9 protein-coding genes are annotated in these 9,102 nt (G+C 75.8%); 4 read left to right on the top strand and 5 right to left on the bottom strand.

Annotation, left to right across the window (positions count from 1 at the left end):
• Positions 1 to 201 precede the first annotated feature (201 nt).
• Both ABEB16_RS09520 and ABEB16_RS09515 read right to left on the bottom strand, forming a co-directional pair.
• Positions 202 to 768 carry a dihydrofolate reductase family protein gene (locus tag ABEB16_RS09520; protein ID WP_345712019.1) on the bottom strand — a complete coding sequence of 189 codons (567 nt, stop codon included), beginning with the start codon at positions 766 to 768 and terminating at the stop codon, positions 202 to 204.
• 25 nt (positions 769 to 793) lie between these two features.
• Entirely contained in the window at positions 794 to 1,675 is an 882-nt protein-coding gene (locus tag ABEB16_RS09515; RefSeq protein ID WP_345712018.1) for an acyl-CoA thioesterase, read from the bottom strand.
• 61 nt (positions 1,676 to 1,736) lie between these two features.
• Between ABEB16_RS09515 and ABEB16_RS09510 the strand changes: the two genes are divergently transcribed.
• The 3 genes from ABEB16_RS09510 (at position 1,737) to ABEB16_RS09500 (ending at position 3,563) form a co-directional block, all read left to right on the top strand.
• Positions 1,737 to 2,705 carry a zinc-binding dehydrogenase gene (locus ABEB16_RS09510; protein WP_345712017.1) on the top strand — a complete coding sequence of 323 codons (969 nt, stop codon included), beginning with the start codon at positions 1,737 to 1,739 and terminating at the stop codon, positions 2,703 to 2,705.
• Between the two features lie 76 nt (positions 2,706 to 2,781).
• Complete coding sequence (locus ABEB16_RS09505; RefSeq protein ID WP_345712016.1) at positions 2,782 to 3,210, top strand: hypothetical protein; 429 nt, start codon at positions 2,782 to 2,784, stop codon at positions 3,208 to 3,210.
• A complete protein-coding gene (locus ABEB16_RS09500; RefSeq protein ID WP_345712015.1) occupies positions 3,207 to 3,563 on the top strand; it encodes a transcriptional regulator in 357 nt (118 codons plus the stop codon). Before ABEB16_RS09505 ends, ABEB16_RS09500 begins: the two co-directional genes overlap by 4 nt.
• 56 nt (positions 3,564 to 3,619) lie before the next feature.
• Here the strand turns inward: ABEB16_RS09500 and ABEB16_RS09495 are convergent, their stop codons facing one another.
• The gene (locus ABEB16_RS09495; protein ID WP_345712014.1) at positions 3,620 to 5,455 is read right to left on the bottom strand and encodes a phosphoenolpyruvate carboxykinase (GTP); all 1,836 of its coding nucleotides are present in this window, start codon (positions 5,453 to 5,455) and stop codon (positions 3,620 to 3,622) included.
• A gap of 112 nt (positions 5,456 to 5,567) precedes the next feature.
• On the opposite strand from ABEB16_RS09495, the gene ABEB16_RS09490 reads away from it, so the two are divergent.
• Positions 5,568 to 7,079 (top strand): helix-turn-helix domain-containing protein, encoded by a 1,512-nt coding sequence (locus tag ABEB16_RS09490; protein WP_345712013.1) that lies wholly within the window; start codon positions 5,568 to 5,570, stop codon positions 7,077 to 7,079.
• 22 nt (positions 7,080 to 7,101) lie between these two features.
• Here the strand turns inward: ABEB16_RS09490 and ABEB16_RS09485 are convergent, their stop codons facing one another.
• On the bottom strand, positions 7,102 to 7,512 hold the full coding sequence (locus ABEB16_RS09485; protein WP_425560147.1) for a globin: 411 nt from the start codon (positions 7,510 to 7,512) through the stop codon (positions 7,102 to 7,104).
• Positions 7,513 to 7,562: 50 nt separating this feature from the next.
• Entirely contained in the window at positions 7,563 to 9,077 is a 1,515-nt protein-coding gene (locus tag ABEB16_RS09480) for an SDR family oxidoreductase (protein WP_345712012.1), read from the bottom strand.
• Positions 9,078 to 9,102 lie beyond the last annotated feature (25 nt).

The raw sequence follows: 9,102 nt of genomic DNA, 5'->3' as shown, positions 1-9,102 counted from the left end.
CCTGCGCCGTCGTGCTGCTCGGCGACGCGCCGCGTCCCGCCGGTGCGGCGGAGCCGGACGTGCAGGTGCACCACCTCGCGGGCAGCGCCGACGAGGTCGTCGAGCGGGTGCTGGCCGCCCTGGCGGCGCACCCGCTGCTCGCCCCGCCCCGCTGACCCGCGTCCCGCCGGCCCGGCGGCGCCCCGGTCGCGGGGGCGCCGCTCAGGCCCGGACGAAGCGCGACACGGTGACCTGGTCGACGGCGCGCTCCTCGACCAGGGTGAACGCGTGCGGCGCGAAGGACCCCGCGACGACAGGCACCCCGGCGCCGGCCAGGACGGGGTAGCGCTTGAGCACCAGCTCGTCGATCTCGGGCAGCAGGGCGCCGGCCAGGGTGCCGCCACCGGCGAGCCAGACGCCGAGCCCGTCGGCGGCCTTGAGGGCGCGGACGGTCGCGAGCGGGTCCTCGGTGACCGTCACGCCCGGGGCCGGGTCCAGCGGCAGGGTGGTGGAGACCACGTGCTGGTCCAGGTGCGGATAGGGGCTCGGGACGCCCAGCTCCAGGGCCGGCTGGTACGTCCGGCGGCCCATGACGACGGCGTCGAAGCGGCGGGTCGGGGCGGCGTCGATGCCGAGCTGGGCGCGCACGTGCTGCGGCAGGGTGTCCGGGTGCTCCGCGGCGAGGAAGTCGAGGAACGCGCCGGTCAGCGGGAAGAAGTCGAACGAGCCGTCGGGGGCCGCGATGAACCCGTCGAGGGTGACGCCGACGAAGTAGGTGAGGGAACGCACGGGTGTCCTCCTGGGGTGGGGCCGGTCACGGCACCCGGATCATGCCCTCCTGCGCGACGGAGGCCACGTGGGTGCCGTCGGCGGTGAAGAAGCGGCCGGTCATCAGGCTGCGCGCCCCCGTGGCGGCCGGGGTCTCCACGACGTAGAGCAGCCACTCGTCGACCCGCACCGGCCGGTGCCACCACACGGCGTGGTCGAGGCTGGCCACGCTCATCCCGGGCGTCGCCCAGGTCAGCCCGTGGCGGCCCAGCACGGCCTCGAAGAGGACGTAGTCGGAGGCGAACCCCAGCACGGCGCGGTGCAGCACGTCGTCGTCCGGCAGCCGGCCGGGCACCCGCATCCACACGGCGCGCACCTGCCCGGTGGGGGTGGGCGCCGTGGCGAAGTAGGGCGGGGGGACGACGTGGCGGACCTCGAGCGGTCGCCCGGTGCGCCAGGCGCGCACGAAGGGGTGGTCCACGCCCTCGAGCAGGTCGGCGTCGGAGGGCAGGTCCTGCGGCCCGGGCACGTCCGGCATGACGGCGGCGTGCTCGAGGCCGTCGGCGGGTTCCTGGAAGGAGGCGATCATCGAGAAGATCGGCACCCCGGACTGCAGGGCCTGCACCCGGCGGGCGCTGAAGGAACGCCCGTCGCGCAGCCGCTCCACGGCCAGCTCCAGCGGCTGCTCCACGTCCCCGGGGCGCAGGAAGTAGCCGTGCATGGAGTGCAGCGCCCGGCCGGGCCCGACGGTGCGGCCGGCCGCGAGGGCCACCTGCGCCACGACCTGCCCGCCGAACACCCGCCCGTGCGGCTGGGGCAGGCTCGGGGCGGTGAAGGTGTCCGGCCGGTCGGGGACGGGCTGCACGTCGAGCACCGCCAGCAGCCGCGGCAGGCGGGGGTCGACCGGGCCGTCGGGGGGGATCGCCATGCAGCGACGCTACCCGGCGGCCGCGGGGCGCGGGCGGGGCGGCTCCACTAGCGTCGCCGCTGTGCTCGCCGCCCGCGCCGTCCGCCAGTCCGCCGACGACCCGATCTCCGGCCTGGAGGTGGGGGACGCCCCCGCCGCCGAGGTGCCGCCCGGCTGGGTCCGGGTCCGGGTGCGGGCCGCGGCGCTGAACCACCACGACCTGTGGAGCCTGCGCGGGGTGGGCCTGCCCGCCGATCGGCTGCCGATGGTGCTCGGCTGCGACGCCGCGGGCGTCACCGAGGACGGCCGGGAGGTCGTCGTGCACGCCGTCGTGGCCTCGGAGGGCTGGCGCGGCGACGAGACCCTCGACCCGGCGCGCACGCTGCTGTCGGAGCTGCACCCGGGGACCCTGGCCGAGGAGGTCGCGGTGCCGGCGCGCAACGTGCTGCCCAAGCCGGCCGGCTGGAGCTTCGAGCGGGCGGCGTCGCTGGGCACGGCCTGGCTGACGGCCTACCGGATGCTGTTCACCCAGGCGCGGGTGGTGCCGGGGCAGACGGTGCTGGTGCAGGGCGCCGGGGGCGGCGTGAGCAACGCCCTGGTGGTGCTGGGCGCGGCGGCCGGGGTGCGGGTGTGGGTCGCCGGCCGGGACCCCGGGCGGGTGGAGCGGGCGCTGGCGTGGGGCGCCGAGCGGGGTTTCACCGCGGGGGAGCGGCTGCCTGAGCGGGTGGACGCCGTCTTCGAGACGGTCGGGCGGGCCACCTGGCAGCACTCGCTGCGCTCGCTGCGCCCCGGTGGCGCGCTCGTGGTGTCGGGGGCGACGACGGGCGGGGACGCGCCGGCGATGCTGGAGCACGTCTTCTTCCGCCAGTTGCGGGTGCTGGGCTCGACGATGGGCACGCTGGAGGAGTTCGAGCGGCTGCTGCGGTTCTGCGAGCTGCGGGACCTGGGCCCGGCGGTGGACTCGGTGCACGAGCTGGCCGACGCGCGGGCGGCCTTCGTGCGGCTGGCGAGCGGTGAGGCGCTGGGCAAGGTGGTGCTGCGCGCGGGGTGACCTGCGACCTGGTAACTACTTGACGTACTGGAAAGTAGTTGGTGAACTGGTGCTCCACCGACCCCGGGAGGACACCGTGAGCACCCCCACCCCCGCCGAGGCCACCGCCCTGCTCGAGAAGGCCGGGGCCGCCGGGCGCCGCGTCCGCGCCGGGTCCGGCAGCCGCACCGGTGCCTGGCTGACCGGCATGGCCGCCGCCACGTGGGGCTACCTCACCGCCCTGGGCGTCGCGGGCGGCTCCGACGAGCGCGTCCTGCTCGTCTCGGCCGTCTTCGCGGCCACCGTCCTGCTGCTCTCCCTCGGGCTGCTGCCCGGCGTGCGGGTCAACCGCGCCGGGTTCGGCCGCCGCTGGGTCGGCGCCGTCGTCGGCTGGGGCGTGCTCTACGCCGCGGCCCTCGTCCTCGGCCTGGTCCTCATGCGCGACACCCTGGCGTACTGGCCCGCGGCCGGGCTCGTCGCCGCCCTGCCGCTGGCCCTGGGCGCCCGCGCCGAGCTGCGCTCGTGAGCGCGCCCAGCGGTCAGCTGCCCGGCGGCCAGCACGCCCGCCACCGCCTCGACGAGGTCGTGCACCAGCCCGTGCGGTTCTCGGTGCTCGCGGCCCTGGCCGCTGCGGACGAGGCCGAGTTCTCCTTCGTCCGCGACACCGTCGAGGTCAGCGACTCCGTGCTCAGCAAGCAGGTCACGGTGCTGGAGGAGGCCGGGTACGTGCGGGTGCGCAAGGGGGCCGTGGGCCGGCGCCCGCGCACCTGGCTGGCGCTCACCGCCGACGGGCGCGCCGCGTTCGCGCAGCACCTCGCCGTGCTGCGCGAGATCGCCGGCGAGCAGGTCGCCGGCCAGCAGGTCGCCGCGGACGGCTGAGGCCCGGGGCGACGTCGTCGCCCCGGGCCTCAGCCCGATCCGTCGTTGCCGGTCCCCTACAGGGCCGAGAGGCGGTAGCGCAGCGCCTCCAGCTGGTCGCAGATCTCCACCGGCACCCGCGGGCGCAGCCCCTCCAGCCAGCGCTCGGTGTCGTCGCACTCGGCGCGGGCGGAGTCGCCGTCGACGGCGAACAGCGCGGCCAGGTCCGCGGCCGGCAGGTCCAGCCCCTCGACGTCCAGCGAGCCGGGCGCCGGCACCCAGCCGACGGGGGAGGGGGCGACCTCGGCGGTGCCCTCGACGCGGCGGCAGATCCACTCCAGGACGCGGGCGTTCTCCCCGAACCCCGGCCACAGGAACCGGCCGTCCTCGCCGCGGCGGAACCAGTTCACGCTGAAGATCCGCGGCCGGGTCGCGGCCGGCAGGCTCCGCCCCACCCGCAGCCAGTGCGCGAAGTAGTCACCGATGTGGTACCCGGCGAACGGTGCCATGGCGAACGGGTCCCGGCGCAGCTCGCCCACGGTGCCCTCGGCGGCGGCGGTGCGCTCGGAGGCCATCGTCGCGCCGAGGAAAACCCCGTGCTCCCAGCTCAGCGCCTCCGTCACCAGCGGCACGTTCGTCGCCCGGCGGCCGCCGAAGAGGATCGCGTCGATCGGTACGCCGGTCGGGTCCTGCCACTCCGCGGCCATCGTGGGGCACTGCGCCGCCGCGACGGTGAAGCGGGAGTTGGGGTGCGCCGCCGGCGTGGTGGAGGTGGGCGTCCAGTCCTGCCCGCGCCAGTCCACCAGGTGCGCCGGCGGCTCCTCGGTGAGGCCCTCCCACCAGACGTCGCCGTCGTCGGTGAGGGCGACGTTGGTGAAGATGGTGTTCTCCCGCAGCATCTCCACCGCCGCCGGGTTGGTGGCCGCGCCGGTGCCCGGGGCGACGCCGAAGAACCCCGCCTCGGGGTTGATCGCCCACAGCCGCCCGTCGGGGCCGGGGCGCATCCAGGCGATGTCGTCGCCGAGGGTCTCCACCTGCCAGCCGGGCAGCGAGGAGCGCAGCATCGCGAGGTTCGTCTTGCCGCACGCGGAGGGGAACGCCGCCGCGACGTGGAAGGCGCGGCCCTCGGGGGAGGTGGTGCGCAGCACGAGCATGTGCTCGGCCAGCCAGCCGGCGTCGCGGCCCATCACCGAGGCGATGCGCAGCGCGAAGCACTTCTTGCCCAGCAGCGCGTTGCCGCCGTACCCGGAGCCGTAGGACCAGATCTCGCGGGTCTCGGGGAAGTGGGCGACGTACTTCAGGTCGCTGCACGGCCACGGCACGTCCGGGCGGGTGCGGCCCAGCACGTCCACCAGCGGCAGGCCGACGCTGTGCACGGCGGGCACGAAGTCCGTCTCGTCGGTGATGAGGTCGAGGGCGGCCCGGCCCATCCGGGTGGTCAGCCGCATGCTCGCCACGACGTAGGGGGAGTCGGTGAGCTCCACGCCGAGCTGCGCCAGCGGGCTGCCCAGCGGGCCCATGGAGAACGGGACGACGTACATCGTGCGCCCGCGCATGCACCCCTCGAACACCGCCTCGAGCTCCTCGCGCAGCGCGGTCGGCTCGCGCCAGTTGTTCAGCGGGCCGGCGTCCTCCCGGCGCGCGGAGGCGATGAACGTGCGCTCCTCGACCCGGGCCACGTCGCCGGGGGCGGTGCGGGCCAGGAAGCTGCCCGGCCGCTTGCGCGGGTCCAGCCGCACCAGGGTCCCGGCCTCGACCATCTCCGCGGTGAGGCGGTCGTACTCCTCCTGCGAGCCGTCGCACCACACCACGCGGTCGGGCTGGGTGAGGCGGGCCGTGCGCTGCACCCACTCGACGAGGCGGTGGGAGGTGGTCGGGAACGAGACCTCGAGGGGGGCGGTGGTGAGGGTCACGAGTGCCTCCGGGGGGACGGGGAGCGGTCTGCATCCATCGTCCGCCGCATCAACCCCCTCGTTCAACGCGAATCCGTGGCAAAAACCCCGAATGTTTCGCTATCGTCAACCCATGCCCCGGGTCGAGGTCGCTGCGCTGGCACACATCGGAGCCGCCCGGGAACCGGCGCCACCCGAGCGGTCCCCCCGGGTGGACCCCGTCACCCTCGGGCGGCGGATCCGGCACTTCCGCACCACCCGCGGCCTCACCCTCGCCGAGCTGGGCGGCCGCACCGGCACCACCCCCAGCCAGCTCTCCCTCGTCGAGAACGGCCGGCGCGAGCCGCGGCTGTCGCTGCTCACCGCCGTCGCCGACGCCCTCGCGGTGCCCGTCGGGGACCTGATGGCCGCCGAGCCGCCCCCGGACCGCCGCGCCGCGCTGGAGATCGAGCTCGACCGCGCCCAGCGCAGCCCGCTGTTCACCTCCCTCGGCATCAAGCCCGTCCGGCCCGGCCGCACCCTGCCCCTGGACGCGCTGGAGTCCCTCGTCGCCCTGCACGCCGAGCTCGCGCGCCGGCACAACGCCTCCCACGCCACCCCCGAGGAGGCGCGCCGGGCCAACACCGAGATCCGCCTCGTCATGCGCACCGTCGACAACCACCTGCCCGAGCTGGAGCAGCTCGCGGAGGACATGGTGCGCGAGGCCGGCTACACCGTCGGGGCGCTCACCCACCGCTCCGTGGCGCGGATGGCCGAGCTGCTGGGGTTCCGCATCATCCACGTCGACGACCTGCCGCACTCCACGCGCACCGTCACCGACCTCGCCAACGGCCGCATCTACCTGCCACCGGCGTCCATCCCCGGCGGCCACGGCCTGCGCTCGCTCGCCCTGCAGGCCATCGCGCACCGCGTCCTCGGCCACGAGCACCCCGCCAGCTACGCCGACTTCCTCCGCCAGCGCCTTGAGATCAACTACTTCGCCGCCGCCTGCCTCATGCCGCGCGGCGTGGCCGTGGAGTACCTCGCCGCCGCCAAGCGCGCCAAGGACCTCGCCGTGGAGGACTTCCGCGACGCCTTCGGCGTCACCCACGAGGCCGCCGCCCACCGGCTGACGAACCTCGCCACCCGCTACCTCGACATCCCCGTGCACTTCCTGCGCGTCGGCGACGACGGCGGCCTCTACCGCGGGTACGAGAACGACGGCGTGCCGTTCGTGCAGGACGCCACGGGCGCCATCGAGGGCCAGCCCGTCTGCCGGCGCTGGACCGCGCGCACCGTGTTCGGCCTCAAGGACCGCACCACCGAGAACTACCAGTACACCGACACCCCGGCCGGCACCTACTGGTGCTCCAGCCAGACCGGCACGCAGACGGCGGGGCAGTTCTCCATCACCGTCGGCGTGCCGTACGTGCACGCCAAGTGGTTCCGCGGCCGCGACACCGCCGTGCGGCAGGTGTCCCGCTGCCCCGAGGAGTCCTGCTGCCGCCGCCCCGCGCGCGAGCTCGCCCAGCACTGGCAGGGCAGCGCCTGGCCCAGCGCCGCCCTGCACGCCCACGTCCTGTCCCCGCTGCCGGCCGGCACCTTCCCCGGCGTGGACGACGCGGAGGTCTACGCCTTCCTCGCCAAGCACGCCCCGCGGGGGTGAGCCGCGGCCGGCGGGCGGGTGCTCAGTCCTCGAACGTGTTGATCAGGCTGTGCGCCGCGCGCTCCAGGTAGTCCCACAGCAGCGCCTCCGGCGCCGGCGGCAGCGCCAGCGAGCCCACCGCCGCGCGCATGTGCGTCAGCCAGCGGTCCCGGGCCAGCGGGTTGACCTTGAAGGAGGCGTGCCGCATCCGCAGCCGCGGGTGCCCGCGCTGCTCGGAGTACGTCGTCGGCCCGCCCCAGTACTGCTCCAGGAACATCCGCAGCCGCTCCGCCGCCGCCCCCGACGCCAGGTCCTCGGCCGGGTACATCGGGGCCAGCACGTCGTCGGCGGCCACGCCCTCGTAGAAGCGCGCCACCAGCCGCTCGAACGTCGCGTGCCCGCCCACCTCGTCGTAGAAGGTGCGCTCGGGGGTGGCCGCCGAACGGCCCCCGATGCTCAGGCCGCGGGCCGGCACGGGAGGCGGGGAGGAGGGCTGCGGCTGCGTCACCGCACCAGTGTGCCCGCCCGCTGCCGCTCCGCCGCACGCGCGACGCCCCGCTGCATGCCGCCGAAGACGACGCCGTGGAAGGGCGTCACCGACCACCAGTACACCTGCCCCAGCAGGCCGCGGGGGTGGAACAGCGCGCGCTGGCGGAACACCGTGCGCCCCGCACCGTCCTCCTCCGCGTGCAGCTCCAGCCACGCCAGGCCCGGCAGCCGCATCTCCGCCCGCAACCGCAGCAGCCGCCCCGGCTCCAGCTCCTCCACCCGCCAGAAGTCCAGCGCGTCACCCACCTGCAGGGTGCGCGGGTCCCGCCGCCCGCGGCGCAGGCCCGGCCCGCCCGAGATCCGGTCCAGCAGACCGCGCACCGCCCAGGCCAGCCCCCACGAGTACCAGCCGTTGTCGCCGCCGACGCCCTCCACCACCCGCCACAGCTCCTCGCGGCTGGCCGCCACCGTCGTGGCGCGCTCGTCCACGTAGAGGCTGCCGCCGGCCCAGTCCGGGTCGGTGGGCAGCGGGTCGCTGGGCGCGCCCGGGTCAGACGCCGAGCTCCAGCGCGTCGCCACGTCCGCCTCCCGCACCCGCTGCAGGGCCAGGCGCATCGCCTCCTCGAAGCCGACCAGACCCCCCGGCGGGTCGGGCACCCAGCGCGCGATGTCGTGCTCGCGGCAGACGACCTCGTGGACGAGGCTGTCCACCAGCGGGCGGGCGATCGCGCTGGGCACCGGGGTGATGAGCCCCACCCAGTGGCTGGACAGACCCGGGGACAGCACCCGGGTGGGCACGATCCGCCGCGGCGGCAGGCCCGCCGCCCGCGCGTACCCCTGCATCATCTCCAGGTACGTCAGGACGTCCGGGCCGCCGATGTCGAAGGTGCGCGAGACCTCCGGGGGCATCCGCGCCGAGGCCACGAGGTAGCGCAGCACGTCGCGGATCGCGATGGGCTGGATGCGGTTGTGCACCCAGCGCGGCGTCACCATCAGCGGCAGCCGCTCGGTGAGGTAGCGCAGCATCTCGAAGCTCGCCGAGCCCGACCCCAGGATCACCGCCGCCTGCAGCGCCGTGACGGGCACCCCGGAGTCGAGGAGGACCTCCCCGACCTCCCGGCGGGAGGCCAGGTGCTGGGAGAGGTCGTCGGAATCCGGGTGCAGGCCGCCCAGGTAGACGATGCGGCGCACCCCCGCCGCCCGCGCCGCCCGCCCGAACGAGCGCGCCACCCGGCGCTCCTCGGCGTCGAAGCGGCGCTGCCCGTTCATCGAGTGCAGCAGGTAGTAGGCCACCTCGACGCCGGCCAGGGCCCGCGCGAGGTCCTCCGGCGAGGTCGCGTCGGCGCGCACCACCTCCACCGAACCCGCCCACGGCCGGTCGCGCAGCTGCTCGGGGCGCCGGGCCATCGCCCGCACCCGGTAACCGGCGCTGAGCAGCTCGGGCACCAGCCGGCCGCCGATGTAGCCGGTGGCGCCGGTCACCAGGACCAGGCGCGGGGCGTGGACGGGGGTGCTGACGTCAGCGGTCACGTGCGGATCCCTCCGGGGCGCGGGT

This window comes from Kineococcus glutinatus (assembly GCF_039542765.1).
Lineage (GTDB): Bacteria > Actinomycetota > Actinomycetes > Actinomycetales > Kineococcaceae > Kineococcus_A > Kineococcus_A glutinatus.
The sequence above is the reverse complement of the archived record's forward strand: the minus strand, read 5'-3'. Positions and strand labels throughout refer to the sequence as shown.

What these genes read in the sequence shown, in the direction of transcription:
- ABEB16_RS09490 (WP_345712013.1), top strand. Translation starts at nt 5,568, where the DNA reads ATGCCCCGGGTCGAGGTCGCTGCGCTGGCACACATCGGAGCCGCCCGG.
- ABEB16_RS09515 (WP_345712018.1), bottom strand. Translation starts at nt 1,675, where the DNA reads ATGGCGATCCCCCCCGACGGCCCGGTCGACCCCCGCCTGCCGCGGCTG.